The organism is Candidatus Soleaferrea massiliensis AP7 (assembly GCF_000820765.1).
Taxonomy (GTDB): Bacteria; Bacillota; Clostridia; order Oscillospirales; family Ruminococcaceae; genus Soleaferrea; species Soleaferrea massiliensis.
The window spans coordinates 187,686-203,691 of sequence record NZ_CCYH01000036.1; the positions used below are offsets into that span (position 1 = coordinate 187,686).

Annotated in this window: 10 protein-coding genes; all 10 read left to right on the plus strand. The window is 55.0% G+C overall.

The window, feature by feature from the left end:
- Positions 1 to 3 precede the first annotated feature (3 nt).
- Positions 4 to 3,765: a diguanylate cyclase gene (locus tag BN348_RS09320; protein WP_040197635.1), complete on the plus strand. Its 3,762-nt coding sequence runs from the start codon at positions 4 to 6 to the stop codon at positions 3,763 to 3,765.
- Positions 3,762 to 7,052, plus strand: coding sequence for a response regulator (locus tag BN348_RS09325; RefSeq protein ID WP_242844336.1), 3,291 nt, complete (start codon positions 3,762 to 3,764; stop codon positions 7,050 to 7,052). Before BN348_RS09320 ends, BN348_RS09325 begins: the two co-directional genes overlap by 4 nt.
- Positions 7,053 to 7,124: 72 nt before the next feature.
- Positions 7,125 to 7,529, plus strand: a complete 405-nt coding sequence (locus tag BN348_RS14380; protein ID WP_338140321.1) for a hypothetical protein — start codon at positions 7,125 to 7,127, stop codon at positions 7,527 to 7,529.
- A complete protein-coding gene (locus tag BN348_RS09330) occupies positions 7,454 to 9,682 on the plus strand; it encodes a bifunctional diguanylate cyclase/phosphodiesterase (RefSeq protein ID WP_338140322.1) in 2,229 nt (742 codons plus the stop codon). The genes BN348_RS14380 and BN348_RS09330 overlap by 76 nt, the downstream gene beginning before the upstream one ends.
- Positions 9,683 to 10,077: 395 nt before the next feature.
- A complete protein-coding gene (gene tgt, locus BN348_RS09335) occupies positions 10,078 to 11,208 on the plus strand; it encodes a tRNA guanosine(34) transglycosylase Tgt (RefSeq protein ID WP_040197636.1) in 1,131 nt (376 codons plus the stop codon).
- A gap of 146 nt (positions 11,209 to 11,354) precedes the next feature.
- Complete coding sequence (gene yajC / locus BN348_RS09340; protein ID WP_040197637.1) at positions 11,355 to 11,720, plus strand: preprotein translocase subunit YajC; 366 nt, start codon at positions 11,355 to 11,357, stop codon at positions 11,718 to 11,720.
- A gap of 144 nt (positions 11,721 to 11,864) precedes the next feature.
- Entirely contained in the window at positions 11,865 to 12,281 is a 417-nt protein-coding gene (locus BN348_RS13260; protein WP_052446856.1) for a TIGR04086 family membrane protein, read from the plus strand.
- Positions 12,282 to 12,297: 16 nt separating this feature from the next.
- Positions 12,298 to 12,438 carry a six-cysteine ranthipeptide SCIFF gene (scfA, locus tag BN348_RS13635; protein ID WP_082020904.1) on the plus strand — a complete coding sequence of 47 codons (141 nt, stop codon included), beginning with the start codon at positions 12,298 to 12,300 and terminating at the stop codon, positions 12,436 to 12,438.
- Between the two features lie 108 nt (positions 12,439 to 12,546).
- Entirely contained in the window at positions 12,547 to 13,908 is a 1,362-nt protein-coding gene (scfB, locus tag BN348_RS09350) for a thioether cross-link-forming SCIFF peptide maturase (protein WP_040197638.1), read from the plus strand.
- Positions 13,905 to 15,077, plus strand: coding sequence for a class I SAM-dependent methyltransferase (locus tag BN348_RS09355; protein WP_040197639.1), 1,173 nt, complete (start codon positions 13,905 to 13,907; stop codon positions 15,075 to 15,077). The genes scfB and BN348_RS09355 overlap by 4 nt, the downstream gene beginning before the upstream one ends.
- Positions 15,078 to 16,006: the final 929 nt, after the last annotated feature.

Genomic DNA, 16,006 nt, shown 5'->3' on the forward strand with positions numbered 1-16,006 from the left:
CCCATGAACAAACGCGACACCATCCTGATTGTCGACGACATGGAGGTCAACCGCATCATCCTGCGCAGCGTCTTTGAACAGGATTACAACCTGCTCGAAGCGGAGAATGGAGAACAGGCGCTCGTCCTGCTGGAGCAGTATCACCACAAGATTGCCGTGGTACTGCTGGACCTCGTCATGCCAATCAAGGATGGATACGAGGTCATGACCCAGCTTCGGGACCGGGGCCTGCTGCCCGAATTTCCGGTCGTTGTGATCACCGCGCAGGACTCGGCGGACAGCGAGGTGAAGGCCTTTGACCTGGGCGCTTCGGACATCATCATGAAACCCTTTGAGCCGCATGTCGTCCGGCGCCGCGTGCAGAACATCGTCGAGCTCAACCTGCGCAGGCTCAACCAGGAGGAGCTGATCGCCGAACAGGCCGCAAAGCTGCGCGAATCCAACGCGGTCATGGTCGACGCGCTCTCCTCGATCATCGAGTACAGGAGCGTCGAAACCGGACAGCATATCCAGCGCATCCGGCTGTTTACCAAGATTCTTCTGGAGGACGCGGCGCGCTGCTATCCGGAATTCGGCCTGACGAGAGAGCATATCGACATCATCGTCAGCGCCTCTTCGATGCATGACATCGGCAAAATCGCGATACCCGACGCGATCCTCAACAAGCCTGGACGGCTGACCGCCGAAGAATTCGAGACCATGAAGGCCCATACGGTCAAGGGCTGCGAGATGCTGGCCACGCTGGACCGCATGAGCGACCGGGAGTACCTGCGGTACGCCTACAACATCTGCCGGTATCACCATGAGCGGTGGGACGGTCGCGGATATCCGGACGGCCTGAAGGGCGACAGCATTCCGATCTGCGCACAGGTTGTGGGCATCGCGGACTGCTATGATGCGCTGACCACCGACCGTGTCTATAAGAAAGCGATTCCTCCTTCACAGGCCTTCAACATGATTCTGAACGGCGAATGCGGCATTTTTTCGCCGCGGCTGCTGGAATGCTTCAAAAATGTGCAGGACGCGTTTGCGGCGCTTTCCCGGGAATACGCCGACGGAAAGGCGGTAGCGCCCATCATGATGCAGCCGGCATCGCCGGTTCTGCAGTACAACGACGGTCTGGACACCCTGCAGATGGGACAGCTGAAATACTTTACGCTGCTGCGGTATACCGCTTCCACCGTGATGGAGGTGGACTTCCGGACCGGGCTTTACCATATGGTATATATGCCGAACACTGACTTTGAGCTGCTCAAATCCGGCGCGCGCTTTGAGGAATCCATGCGCAACTTTGCACAGGGCGCGGTTCATCCCGAAGACCGGGAAACCGTCCTGCAGATATTGGACCAATACGCCAGTTCCTTCTTTGCGGAAGGATTGATGCGCATCAGCCGCAAATACCGCGTCTACAACTGGATATCCCGGATATACTGCTGGTATCAGGCCACGATGCTGCGTATTGATACCGGAGACCCGCACCAGCGCAAGGCGCTGATCGTCTGGGAGCCGCTGAATCCGGATGAAAAAACGTCCCAGTCGGGACAGGACGTCCAGAATCATCTGTATGAAGACGCCACGCTGAGCAATCTGCTCGGCGGCATCCAGACCTGTCTGAACGACGACGGATACACATTGATCGACACAAACGACACCTTCTTAAACCTGCTCGGCTATACGCGGCAGGAGATGGAAGAGCGGTTTCAAAATAAATTTATCCGCATGATTTACGAGCCGGACCGGGAAAGGGTGGTGCGGGAGGTAAACAGGCAGCTGCTGAGCGGAACGCTCCTGGAGCTGGAATACCGGCTGGTCACCAAATCCGGAAAGATCATCTGGGTGCTGGGCAAATGCCAGCTCGTGCTCCGGGACGACGGTCTGGAGTGCCTGGTCGGTATCCTTGTTGACATCACCGCCTCCAAGGAGGCACAGGAGGAGCTGCGTCTCTCTTTGGAACGGCACAAAATCATCATGGAACAGTCCAACGATATTATCTTCGAATGGGATATCCGGAAGGACACGATGGTCTTCTCCAACAACTTTGTCAAGAAGTTTGGATACCATCCGCTTGACCACGATATCCGGGAAAAGATCACGACCATCTCCCACATCCATCCCGGCGACCTGCCGGCGTTTATCAACCTGCTGGACGATCTGGCGCGGGGTGTGAGCTACCAGGAGGTGGAATTCCGGCTGGCGAACAGCGAGGGCCGTTACCGCTGGTGCAAAATCCGGGCCGTCGCCCAGTTCAACGAACACGGAAAGGTCTTCAAGGCGGTCGGCGTCATCGCAGACATCGACGACGAAAAGCGCGCCTCGCAGGCGCTGCAGTTCCAGGCGGAGCGGGACGAGCTGACCCAGCTTTACAACAAGCGCGCCGCCCGCAGGATGATTGAGAGCAGTCTGGACACACGGCTGCCGGAGGAAGCCTTCGCGCTATTGATCATCGACGTGGACAACTTCAAGCAGATCAACGACAGCTTCGGCCACATGTTCGGCGACGTTGTGCTGCGGGAGATCTCCGCGGTCCTGCAGAACCTGTTCCGCAGCGTCGATATCATCTCCAGAATCGGCGGCGATGAGTTTCTGGTGTTCATGCGGAATATAGCCGACATTGAGGTCGTAAAGGAACGTGCCTCCCAGGTAATCGAGGCGCTGCGCAACCTGTTCACCGACAACGTGATCGAGTGCGTTCCATCCTGCAGCATCGGCGTTTCCTTCTGCCCGCAGGACGGCGCCCATTTTGATGTTCTCTTCCAGCACAGCGATCTTGCGCTGTATAAGGCGAAGGCCATGGGCAAGAACCGCTACACGCTGTATGATAAATCGATGGACAGCCTGTTCAGTCTCCCCCATCAGCAGGCGGCCAACACACGGATTGATCCGCACAGCTTTGCCGGCATCGTCGACAACAGTCTGGTGGAGCAGGTGTTCCAGAAGCTGTATGAATCCGTTGACCTGGATCAGGCGATCGACTCCATCCTGGAGATGATCGGCAGGCAGTTCGAGGTCAGCCGCGTTTATATCTTTGAGGATTCCGAAGACGGGGCATCCTACTGCAACACCTACGAGTGGTGCAATGAAGGCATCCAGCCGCAGAAACAGATGCTGCTGCACGGCAGCTATGCCGATTTGGGCGGGCGCGGCAGCTATCAGTCGCTCTTCGGCGAGCAGGGTATCTTCTACTGCACCGACATCGGGCAGCTTCCCGCCGCAGTCAAAGAGCTGCTGGGCATGCAGGGGATCAAGTCGATCCTGCAGTGCGCGATCCGGGATGCACAGGGCTGGTATGGTTTCATCGGCTTCGACGACTGTGTGATCACACGGTACTGGACCAAGGAACAGATCAACGCGCTGGCCTTTACCTCCAAGCTGCTCTCGATCTTTCTGCTGAAAAAACGGGCGCAGGAGCAGGCTCTCAAAAAGGCCGAAGACCTGCGGATGGTACTGGACCATCAGAACGCATGGATCTATGTCGTGGACGCAAACACCCATCAGCTGCGCTACATCAATGCGAAGACCCATGTCATCGCGCCGAACGCCAGAGAGGGAATGCGCTGCTACAACGCATTTTTTGGCCGTTCCTCGCCGTGCAAAACCTGTCCCATGAAGATCAAACAGCCTATTGAAATACACAATCCCCGTCTGAACGTTTGGGTAATGGTCGACGCGGTGCCGATGCGCTGGGAGGATGAGGATTCCTATCTGCTGACCTGCTACGATATCACAGCGTACAAGAAGAATTTAGGTGAGGAGCAGAAGCCATGATGACTGAAGAGATCCGAAACGAAGTGGAAGCATTCGCCAGAAAAATCCTGTACCGTTATTTCTGCGAGTCGGATGTCGACTTCTTAATCTCCACCTTCGCGCCCGACATCGTCTGGCTGGGTGCCGGGAAAGAACAGAAGGCCGAGGGAAAGGACGCCGTTGCGGCGCAGTTCCTGGCCGGCAGATCCGACCTCGCGCCCTGTGACATGTCCGGAGAACGGTATGTATCCCGCGAGCTTGCGGACGGCGTCTACCTCTGTGAAGGCGACAGCTGGCTGCAGCCCAAGCCCGAAACCGGCCTGTATTTCAGGACCCACCAGCGCGTCACCTTCATCTTTAAGCGCACAGAGGACGGATTTCAATGTCTGCACATCCACAATTCGGTGGATTATTCGGACATCCAGGACGGTGAGCTTTTCCCCGCTCAGGCCGCGCAGGAAGCCTACAGGCGGATGCAGGAGACTTTGAACAAGCAGAACCGCCAGATTGAACTGATGCTTTCCCAGCTGCCGGGCGGCATGCTGATCTGCCAGGCGGACGAAGATTTTACCGTCAAATGGATCAGCGAATCCCTGTGCGCCCTGCTGGGCTACGAAAACGCGCAGGAGTACTTATCCTCCGCCTGTGGCAGGAGCAGCGGCTTTATCCTGGAGGAGGACCTGCAGCAGGTGCGGGACTATGTGAACAGAAAGCTGCAGTCCGACGGCACCTATTACTGTGAATACCGCGTCAAATGCAAGGACGGCAGCGTCTGCTGGATTTCGGACCTCGGCAAGCGGGTATCGGACCCGGATGGAGAAGAGGTGATCTACTGCTTCATCTCGGACATCACGATCCGCAAAAGCAGGGAGCTGCAGATTGCCAAGGCAAATGAAGAGGTTCGGCGGCAGGCTGACTTTTTGAACCAGCTTTACACCTCGATTCCCTGCGGCATCCTGCAGTTCACGACCGATCCGGAGCATTTGACCGTCAATATAAACCGCATGGTGTGGGAATTCTACGGTTATGAATCGGAAGAAGCATTCAACAGGGAAATCCGCTCCCCGATTCAGCTGATTCTCGAAAAGGACCGGCCGGGACTGGTGGAGAAGATCGACCAGCTGCGCCCGGGCGAAGGAGCGCTCAACTACACGCGCATGGTGCAGAAAATGGACGGCACCAGCGCCTGGATCAACGTCATCATGGAACGCCTGACCAACGTGGAGGGTTTGGACGTCATCCAGGCCATCTTCACCGACGTCACGCAGGTCAAGCAGTGCCAGCTGGAGCAGGAGCGCGAACGGCTGATCGAAAACCGGTCGCTGCGCGCCGCAACCTGCACGGCCTATCCGCTGATTATGAGCGTCAACCTGACACAGGACACCTACAACTGCTTTATTGAAGAACAGAACTGCCCTCTGGAACACCGGCAGGGCAGCTTTGATGAAATGGTCGCAAGATCCATTCCGGATATCTATCCCTCCTACCGTGAGGATTTTGCAAAAACCTTTGACCGAAAGGAAATCCTGCGGCGGTTTGCAGCGGGAGAACGCGAGATCTACATGGAGCTTCAGCAGATGGGCGCGGATGGAAAATACCACTGGATATCGGTCCATCTGATCTATGTCGACAATCCGATAGGCGGAGACGTGTTGGCTATCGATCTTGTCAAGGTGCTCGATCACCAGCGTCAGGAGCAGGCGCGGCAGGAACAGCTGCTGCGCGACGCGCTGTCCGCCGCGCGGGCTGCCAACAATGCCAAGTCCGACTTCCTCTCGCGGATGTCCCATGATATCCGCACCCCGATGAACGCCATCATCGGCATGAGCGCGATCGGGCAGATGAAGCTGGATGATCCCGCCCGCGTCAGAGACTGCTTCCAGAAAATAGACACATCCTCCCGGTTCCTGCTGTCGCTGATCAACGATATTCTGGACATGTCCAAAATAGAAAACGGAAAGATGAGTCTGACACACGAACAGTTCGATTTTACCGAGCTGTTCGACGAGATCATCTCCATCATCTATCCGCAGACATTGGATTTAAGGCTTACTTTTGAGGTACATCATCAGGAGCCGATTGAGAAATACTATATCGGTGATGCTCTGCGCATCAAGCAGATTCTGATGAACCTGCTCTCCAACACGCTGAAATTCACGCCGCCCGGCGGCCGTATCACGGTGGAAGTCAAAGAACTGCGCCGCACCAACGGCTTTGCCTATCTGTGTTTTCAGGTCAAGGACACCGGCATCGGCATGTCAGAGGACTTCCAGCAGAAGATGTTCACCGCATTTGAGCAGGAATCGCAGGAAAAAGCCCGCGACAAGGTGGGAAGCGGGCTTGGCCTTACGATCGTTCACAACCTGGTCCAGATGATGAACGGCACCATTCAGGTGCAGAGCGGGAAGGGCAAGGGCACCGTTTTTCAGGTCACCCTTCCTCTGGAGCTTGCCGAGGACAACGAAGCGGCGGAACGGCAGCGCAAATCCAAGGAGCTTCTGCGGGACATGCAGGTATTGGTGGTGGACGACGACGCGCTCATCGGCGAGCAGGTCGCCCAGATGATGAGCGACATCGGCGCCGTCTCCAAATGGGTGGATTCCGGCGAGAAGGCGCTCGAGGAGGTTGCGGCCAGCCTCAGGCTCGGACGGACGTACGACGTCGCCATGATCGACTGGAAGCTGCCCGGCATGGACGGCATCGAGACGACCCGCAGAATGCGGGACCTGGTAGGCCCGGATACGACGATCATCATCATTTCGGCGTATGACTGGAGCAGCATCCAGGAGGAAGCAAGAGCGGTCGGCGCCGACTATTTCATGTCAAAGCCGCTGTTCCGCTCCACCATTTATCAGACCTTCAATCAACTGGGGCATGATTCGCCGCTCAGTGGGAAAACCTCCGCGCCCGCACATGTCGGCGACTGTTTCTCCAATCAGCGTGTCCTGCTGGTGGAGGACAACGACCTGAATCTGGAAGTTGCGCAGTCTCTGCTTCAGATGTCCGGCCTGCAGGTCGATACGGCGGAAAACGGAAAAAAAGCTGTTGAACGGTTCGAAGACGCACCCGTCGGGCATTATATGGCAATTCTGATGGACGTGCGCATGCCGGTCATGGACGGTATCGAAGCGACCCGTGTCATCCGCAGCCTGAAGCGCGCGGATGCCCGGACGGTCCCCATTCTGGCCATGACCGCCAACGCCTTCGATGAGGACCGGCAGCTCGCATTCGCGGCCGGCATGTCCGGTTACCTTGTTAAACCGCTGGACATCCATGTCCTGCTGGACGAGCTGAAAAAGCTGCAATAAATCTACGAAGCCCGAATGGGCCTTTTCACACAATTGGGCTGATGTTATATGTCAGGGGAAAGAGGTGCTTTTATGGCTGCCGATCAGGAATCCTTTTTGGACGGCACATTTTTCAAATCGGTGCTGGACAGCATGAACACAAACGTTTACATCACCGATGTAGAAACCGATGAAATCGTCTATATGAACGACGCGATGAAAAAACCTTCCATCTGGAGCATCCGGAAGGCTGTATCTGCTGGAAGGTCCTGCAGAAGGGTATGGCAAAACGGTGCAGTTTCTGCAAAATTGACGAACTCCGGCAGAATGACAAACGGAAAAGCTGTGTGTGGACAGAAACCAACACCGCAACAGGACAGAATTTTAAAAATTATGACAATCTCGTCGAATGGAACGGACGGATGTATCACATTCAGGATTCCGTCGACGTCACCGAATATATCCAGCTCACCGAAAACGCCGCCGTGGATGAGCTGACCGGCATGCTCAGCCGCCGTACAGGAAAAGAAATGCTGGGCGAAGCCATCGAGCAGGCCAGGCGGGAACAGGCCATTTTGACCGTCGCATTGTACGACGTCAACGAACTCAAACAGGTCAACGACAAGTACGGCCATGCCGAGGGAGACCATCTGCTGCGGTATATCGCCACGGTCGTCAGGGAGAACCTGGGGCCGCGCGATATGGCGTTCCGCCTGAGCGGGGACGAATTCGTGCTGGCATTCCATGACGCCGATCTGGCGGACGCGGAGAAACACATGCAGCGGATTTTAAAACAGCTGAAAGCCGAACAGGAGCAGTCCGGCCTTTTCTACAACATGTCCTTCAGCTACGGGCTTTTGGAGGTCTATCCGGGCGACCAGTACGCGGTTTCCGACATCATCTCGCGGGTTGACGAGCAGATGTACGTTCAGAAACGCAACTACCACATCATGCGCGCCAAGCTGGCCTTGGCCCAGTCGGCCGGTCAGACGGGTGAAGTCCGGGATTTCGACTACGACAAGGAGCATCTGTACGATGCGCTGTCGGTCAGTACGGACGACTATATGTTCGTTGGGAACATGCACACCGGCGTGTTCCGCTATCCGCCCGCTATGGTGGACGAATTCGGCCTGCCTGGGGAGGTTGTGGAAAACGCGGCCGCCTTTTGGGGAAAGCTGATCCATCCGCACGACGAAAAAGGGTTTCTCGAAAGCAATCAGGAGATTGCCGACGGACGCACCGATTACCACAACATCGAATACCGGGCGAAAAACGTCAAGGGCGAATGGATCTGGCTGCGCTGCCGTGGTAAGATGATCCGTGACGAGAACGGGGAACCGGGACTGTTTGCCGGCAGCATCACCAACCTCGGCAAGAACAATCAGGTCGACCATATGACCGGCTTATACAACAGGTTCGAATTCGAAGGGGCGGTCAAGAAATACATGGTTGACCGCGCCTCCACCAAAAGCATGGGCATTCTGGTTTTGGATATGGACACCTTCAAAAACATCAACGACCTGTACAACCGGTCATTCGGCGACGAGGTGCTGCGCCTGACCGCCCAGAAGATTTCGGCAATGCTGCCGGCCAACGCAAAGATCTACCGGATGGACGGCGATGAGTTCGGCATCATCCTGCTGAACAGCGATATGAACACCTGTTCCAGCATCTTCAGCCGCATCCAGCACACCTTCCGCAAGCAGCAGGAGCACAGCGGCTGCAAGTACTACTGCACCATTTCGGGCGGCTACGCATCCTATCCGCAGGACGCCGACAACTACCAGGACCTTTTGAAATACGCGAACTATTCCCTGGAACAGTCCAAACATTTGGGCAAAAACCGGATGACCGTCTTTTCCGCAGAGATTCTGGAAAAGAAGGAGAGGCGTCTGGAATTGACGCAGCTGTTGCGTGAAAGCATCGAACGGGGATTTGCGGGCTTTTCCATCCGATATCAGCCGCAGGTGGATTCCAGGACTAAGGTGCTCTATGGAGCCGAGGCTCTCGCCCGCTGGCACTGCGGCAAATACGGGGACATCTCCCCCGCGGAATTCATCCCGCTGCTCGAACAGAGCGGCCTGATTATCCAGATGGGGAACTGGATCCTCTACCACGCGATGGCGCAGTGCCGGGAGTGGTGCAAAATGCGCGCCGATTTCCACATGAGCATCAACCTGTCATACCTGCAGCTGCTCGAACCGGACATCGTCAGCTATGTGCAGCAGACCCTCAGCGATTTCAGGCTGCGGCCCTCCAACATCACGCTGGAGCTCACCGAAACCCACCTGATCAAGGAAGATGAGGCGATCCACGGCATCTTGGACGATCTGAGAAAGCTGGGCATCCGCATCGCGATGGACGATTTCGGCGTGGGCTATTCCTCGCTGTTCTCCCTGAAAAATACGCCGGTAGACACTGTCAAGATCGACCGCGGCTTTGTGAAGGGCGTCACCTCCGACCTGTTCAACGCGACCTTTATCCGGGCTATCACAGAACTGTGCCACAACGTCGGCAAGCAGGTCTGCCTGGAGGGCGTCGAGACGCAGGAGGAATACGACGCGGTCAAAAACACCGGCCTGGAGCTGATTCAGGGCTTTTACTTCGGCCAGCCCATCACATCGGAGATGTTTGAGAAGAAGTTCCTGTGACCACCACTTCCCGCAGGCAGATAATATGGCTGTGTCCGTTGTCTGATATGGAATACAGCCAGGTATCAGGCAGTCGTACGGAAGTTATTCCATCCAGACCGAAAAACATACGAACAAACCGCCTTTACAGACATGCGGATACGATGGTTCTTCAACCGCGCGCAGTATGCCACGGCAAAATCAACCGCCTTAACAGGCAAGCAGATATGATGACCCTTCAACTTGCGCGCAGTATGCCACTGCAAAATCAATCGCCTTAGCAGGCGGGCGGATACGATAACAGCCTTTTCGTTCTCCCCTGCAATGACGACGCGGCCATCCTTCAAAGCCAGGCTGTCCCGATGCGGGCATACCGCATCATCTTCCCATCTCAAAACTATGGAGTGTTTCTATCTATGTTTACATTAAAAAAGCAGGAGCTGCGCGCCAGGCGCGCCCAGTTTGAAACGGTTCACGGAACCATACAGACCCCAGCGTTCATGAATGTCGGCACCAGCGCCACCATCAAGGGAGGTATCTCCTCCATCGACCTGGTCGAGCTGAAATGCCAGGTTGAGCTTTGCAACACCTATCACCTGCATATCCGTCCGGGCGACGATGTGATCCGTCAGCTTGGCGGCCTGCACAAGTTCATGAACTGGCAGCGGCCGATCCTGACCGATTCCGGCGGCTTCCAGGTGTTTTCACTGGCGTCGCTTCGCAAGATCAAAGAGGAGGGCGTCTACTTCGCCTCCCATATCGACGGCAAGCGCATCTTTATGGGACCGGAGGAAAGCATGCGCATCCAGTCGAATCTGGGTTCCACGATCGCGATGGCGTTCGACGAGTGCGTCGAAAACCCCGCGACGCTCGCCTACGCGACCAAGAGCTGCGACCGAACCACCCGCTGGCTTTACCGCTGCAAGGAAGAGATGGAACGGCTCAATTCTCTGCCTGATACCATCAACCCCAAACAGCTGCTGTTCGGCATCAATCAGGGCTGTACCTTTGAGAACCTGCGCATCAAGCATATGCAGGAGATTGCGCAGCTTGACTTGGACGGCTACGCAATCGGCGGACTGGCCGTGGGCGAACCGACCGGCGAGATGTACCGCATCATCGAAGAGGTGGAGCCATATATGCCAAAGGAGAAGCCCCGCTATCTGATGGGGGTCGGCACGCCAGTCAACATCATCGAAGCGGTGTGGCGCGGCATCGACCTGTTCGACTGCGTGATGCCCAGCCGCAATGCGCGCCACGGGCACCTGTTCACCTGGAAGGGCCGCATCAACATCCACAACGCGAAGTATCAGCTGGACGACACGCCAATCGATGACAGCTGCGACTGCCCGGCCTGCAAACATCACTCCAAGGCGTACATCCGTCATCTGTTCAAAGCGGGCGAGATGCTCGGCATGCGGCTGTGCGTCCAGCACAACCTCCATTTCTACAATACGCTGATGGAACGCGTCCGGGAAGCGCTGGATGAGGGCCGGTTTGCAGAATTCCGGGAAAAATATAAGAATATTTTAGACAAACGGATATAAACTGACAAAAACAGCTTGCATCCCGCCAAAAATCCATGTATAATAAGATTTGTATCGTTTACGGCGCGGCAGTTTCCGTGCCAGGAATTTGATCATGATGAAGACGTTACAAAAGGATAGAAATCGTACATGGAGGTGCAAACACAATGGACAAGTTTTTATTGGATGCGGCTGCTTCCGGCGCGGATGCTGCTGCCGGCAACAGCACAATGGCTGTGGTTATTCAGTGGGGCTTTTTGATCCTGGTTATTGTCGGTCTTTATTTCCTGTTCATCCGCCCGCAGAAAAAGCGTGAGAAGGAAGCGCAGGATATGCGCAGCAACATCGAGATCGGCGACGAGATCGTCACAGCCGGCGGCCTGATCGGACGGGTTGTCTCGGTACGGGACGACACGCTGGTCATCGAAACTGGAACCGACCGCAACAAGGTCCGCATTGCCCGTTGGGCGATTCAGGCCAACAACTCCTTAGCCGAGGAAAAGGATATCAAGGATACCAAAGAAGTTAAATAGACCAAAAATTTTACACCGGGTATTTTTTGAGACTGTCTTACCGATTTGTTAAGAAACTTTCATTTTTTGTCATATTCATGCAATCTCACCAATATCTTTTTATTATAAAATACAGGCGTATTTCAAGGATAAAAGGTGATAATTGTGCGAGAAAAGACAAAATCGACCAAAGCCAGTCGGCAAAGGCATCTCTACATAAAAGCAACCTGCGTGGGTGTTGGCTCCGGCCTGCTCATCTATTTGATCATCCTGCTGACGTTCTCTATCATCTTTACGCTGCAGGATATGCCTGAAATGGCCACACTGCCGGTCGGCATCGTGGCGCTGGTGGCGGGCAGCTATCTCGCCGGTTACATCACCTGCAAAATGACCCATCGAAAAGGCGCGGTGCTGGGCGCGTTGTGCGGCGGCATCCTGTTCCTGATGGTTTTCATCACAAACCTGATTGTAAACCACAGCCAACCCTTTTCGGGGCTGTTCTTTACCAAGCTTTTGATCGTCCTGCTCTCGGCCATCATCGGCGGAGTGGTGGGCGCCAATTCTAAAAAAAGAAGAGTGTAAGGGAGGTAATGTTATTATGAAACATGTCAAAACAATCAACAACGCAAACTTAAAAGAATCCGCTGTCAAGGGCGGCTGCGGCGAGTGCCAGGCTTCCTGCCAGTCGGCCTGCAAAACATCCTGCACCGTTGCCAATCAGAAATGCGAAAACAAATAAGCATTGTTTTTGCCTGCAATATTGGATCAACATCTCAAAGGGCGGACACGTAAAGGTTCCGCCCTTTTTGTATGCTGGGAACCTTGCTTTGAATGGGAGTTATAGAGAATGATACATAAGTACTTTTTAAACGGCTATTACATCGTGCTGGATGTGAACAGCGGCGCCATCCATGTGGTGGATGAACTGATCTACAACATGCTGGACCTGGTGGAACCCCCGGTCCTGCCAAAATGTCCGCAGAGCGTCCTCAACGCGTTCAAGGGCCGTTATAATTTGGATGAAATCTACGAAGCGTATGATGAGATTTACGGCCTGTATGACATCGGACAGCTTTACAGCGAGGACGACTACGAGCAGTTCGCCGGTATGATGGTGAACTCCCCGATCAAGGCGATGTGCCTGCACATCGCGCACGACTGCAACCTGAGATGTGAATACTGCTTCGCCTCCACCGGCGATTTCGGCGAGGGCCGCAGGCTTATGACCTATGAAACCGGCAAAAAGGCGATTGACTTCTTGATTGAGCATTCGCAGGGACGCCGCAATCTGGAGATGGACTTCTTCGGCGGCGAACCGCTGATGAATTTCGGCGTGGTCAAGCAGCTCGTCGAGTATGCCAGAAGTCTCGAAGAGAAGCATCACAAGAAGTTCCGCTTCACCATCACCACCAACGGCATGCTGCTGACCGACGACAAGATCGACTTCATCAACAAGGAGATGTCCAACGTCGTGCTGTCGATCGACGGCCGCAAAGAGGTCACCGACCGGGTGCGTTCGCGCGTAGACGGCTCCGGCTGCTACGATGTGATCATGCCGAAATTCCAAAAGCTTGTAGAAAAACGGGGGCCGAAGGACTACTATGTCCGCGGAACCTTTACCAAATACAACCTCGACTTCACCAAGGATGTCCTGCACCTCTACGACGCGGGCTTCGACCAGATTTCGGTGGAGCCGGTCGTGTCGGACCCGGCCCTCCCCTATTCGATCACCGAAAACGACCTGCCGGTCATCTTTGACGAGTACGAGACGCTGGCCCAGACCATCCTCGCCTGCCGCAAGGCGGGCAGATACTTCAACTTCTTCCACTTCATGCTGGACCTCGACCAGGGCCCCTGCGCGATCAAGCGGCTGCGCGGCTGCGGCTGCGGCAACGAATACGTCGCGATCACGCCGGATGGGGATATCTATCCCTGTCATCAGTTTGTCGGCCAGGAAGAATGGAAGATGGGCAATCTGGAAGACGGCAGCTTCGACAAGGAGCGCAAGGCGGACTTCGCGACGGCCAACGTCTACACCAAACCGGAATGTAAGGAATGCTGGGCAAAATTCTACTGCAGCGGCGGCTGCAACGCCAACAATCAGAATTATGAAGGCGACATCCGGCACGCGCACAAGCTCTCCTGCGATCTGGAGAAAAAGCGGCTGGAATGCGCCATCATGATCAAGGCGGCAGAGGCACAGGGATGAACCGGCATGAATTCGCCTCGCTCCTCGACCGCGTGATCAAGGAGCGGATGCTCAAGAAAATTACCCTCAGCAAAAGCGCATTGCCGGGCGTCGCCCGCATCCAGATCCGGCCGTTCGAGAAGGGCGGCAGCGCGATGGTGCAGCTCTCCAAATTTCAGGAGGACAACAAGGTCATCCATGAAAACCTGCCGGCGGACGGCGCAGGCGAGGAGATCATTTCGCTGTTTATGGATTTCTTCAAGCAGTGCAACATCGTCACCGCGGCCGGTAACTGTGAAGCGAAGTGCAATAAGAAGGGTTCTCTGTACGTCAAAAATCAAATCGATTTTTCGAGACAGGAAACCGCGGCGGCATCCTCCCATGACAAACAGAAGCGTCATTTTCTGCCGCCGAATCAGCCGGTCGCCTTCTTACAGGAGCTAGGCATCAGCGGGACGGACGGACGGGTTTATGACCGGATGGCGCACAAGCTGGCACAGATCAACCGGTTTTTAGAGCTGATTGACGACGTCAAGGACAGTCTGCCGGAAAACCGGCCGGTGCGCATCTTTGACTTGTGCTGCGGCAAAAGCTACCTGACCTTTGCGGTGCACCATTACTTCACGCAGATTCTGCATCGTCAGGTTGAGATGGTCGGCGTAGATCTCAAGGAGGATGTCATCGAGCACTGCAGCCGGACCGCGGAGAAGCTCGGGCTTGCGGGGCTTACCTTCCAGTGCGGCGACATCCTGCAATTTGAGCCGGACAGCAAGCCGGATATGGTCCTCTCGCTGCACGCCTGCGACACGGCGACCGACATCGTGCTGAACACGGCGGTGCGGCTGGGAACCGGGATCATCCTGTCCTCCCCATGCTGCCATCATGAGCTGGCACAGCAGCTGCAGAGCGAGGAGCTGCATCTGATCACCGATTACGGCATCCTGCAGCAGAAGCTCTGTGAGATTTCAACTGACGCGCTGCGCGCGCAGGCGCTGAAGATCAGCGGATATCAGGTACAGCTGATCGAGTTCATCGATCCGGAAAACACCCCTAAAAATCTGTTAATCCGCGCTGTCAAAAACAGAGGAAAGATGGACGAAGCAAAAAAGAATAAACTGGTAAATGAATATCAATGTTTATGTGAGATGTTAAATGTCAATCCTACGTTAAAGAGATTACTCAATATCTGAAATCCCGCTTTGGGATTTGTAGGAGGGTATTTAACGCCATGGCAGTCTTATGGATGGTCTGCGCCATCTTTTTATGGAGCACCGCGCTGTTGGTGATTGGCAATGTGGTTGCCAATCTTGCAAATATCAGACATCGGATGAAACAATAAAAGAAAGAGGAATGCGGCAGATTTGGTCTGCCGCATCCCTCTTTCTTTTTTGCTTGGGCATGGTGTTTTTTTTCTGCTCAATCTTTGTGATGTGGTGTTCTTTTTTTATTTTTCAGGAATGTCTTGACAGGGTGGTGTTGTATCGCTGTGGCACAGCGGCCCTGCCGTGTTTACCAAGTACCACTTGGCAAGTGGTTGTTACTCTTTTGCGCGGCCAAAAGAGTAACCAGAAAAGGCCGTTCAAGGGGGCCATACACAGTGCCGCTTAGGGCCAGATGGCCCCCTTGAAAATCCTCTCTGATATCCCGCTATCCCCTTCGGCCGCCTGCGGGCGGCGTTTTGCTTTTGGCAGGGTGGTTGGGCATAGCTAGCAGCGGACGCTTCCCCGGTTACAGGTTGCTCTCATAGTACCCCAATACCTAAGCTGGTTCGTAGGCTGATATGAGACTGTGTGGTTTGACATCGATCACTGATAATACCCTGCAATCTTCGAAAAAGCACCTCACGGATAATTCTACAGGGATTCAACTCTCTTAGACAGGCACATCGGGCAACCACCCTGTTTACTTAGAGCACAAAACGAAACCTTTACCACACAGCATAGAATAGACCATTTTGCTAATGGATTCGGAATACAGGGCGAGCAGATATACAGACTTAACCGTCTATGCAACGGACGTTCGAACCCAGCGAACGCTGTGCTTCCTTGCCCCGCTGAGAAGCGGACGGGCAGAGGGGGTTTCCAAAGGGGGAATGACGTCCATTCTTACTGTACCGAAG

What these genes read in the sequence shown, in the direction of transcription:
- BN348_RS09320 (WP_040197635.1), top strand. Translation starts at nt 4, where the DNA reads ATGAACAAACGCGACACCATCCTGATTGTCGACGACATGGAGGTCAAC.
- BN348_RS09325 (WP_242844336.1), top strand. Translation starts at nt 3,762, where the DNA reads ATGATGACTGAAGAGATCCGAAACGAAGTGGAAGCATTCGCCAGAAAA.
- BN348_RS14380 (WP_338140321.1), top strand. Translation starts at nt 7,125, where the DNA reads ATGGCTGCCGATCAGGAATCCTTTTTGGACGGCACATTTTTCAAATCG.
- BN348_RS09330 (WP_338140322.1), top strand. Translation starts at nt 7,454, where the DNA reads ATGTATCACATTCAGGATTCCGTCGACGTCACCGAATATATCCAGCTC.
- tgt (WP_040197636.1), top strand. Translation starts at nt 10,078, where the DNA reads ATGTTTACATTAAAAAAGCAGGAGCTGCGCGCCAGGCGCGCCCAGTTT.
- yajC (WP_040197637.1), top strand. Translation starts at nt 11,355, where the DNA reads ATGGACAAGTTTTTATTGGATGCGGCTGCTTCCGGCGCGGATGCTGCT.
- scfA (WP_082020904.1), top strand. Translation starts at nt 12,298, where the DNA reads ATGAAACATGTCAAAACAATCAACAACGCAAACTTAAAAGAATCCGCT.
- scfB (WP_040197638.1), top strand. Translation starts at nt 12,547, where the DNA reads ATGATACATAAGTACTTTTTAAACGGCTATTACATCGTGCTGGATGTG.
- BN348_RS09355 (WP_040197639.1), top strand. Translation starts at nt 13,905, where the DNA reads ATGAACCGGCATGAATTCGCCTCGCTCCTCGACCGCGTGATCAAGGAG.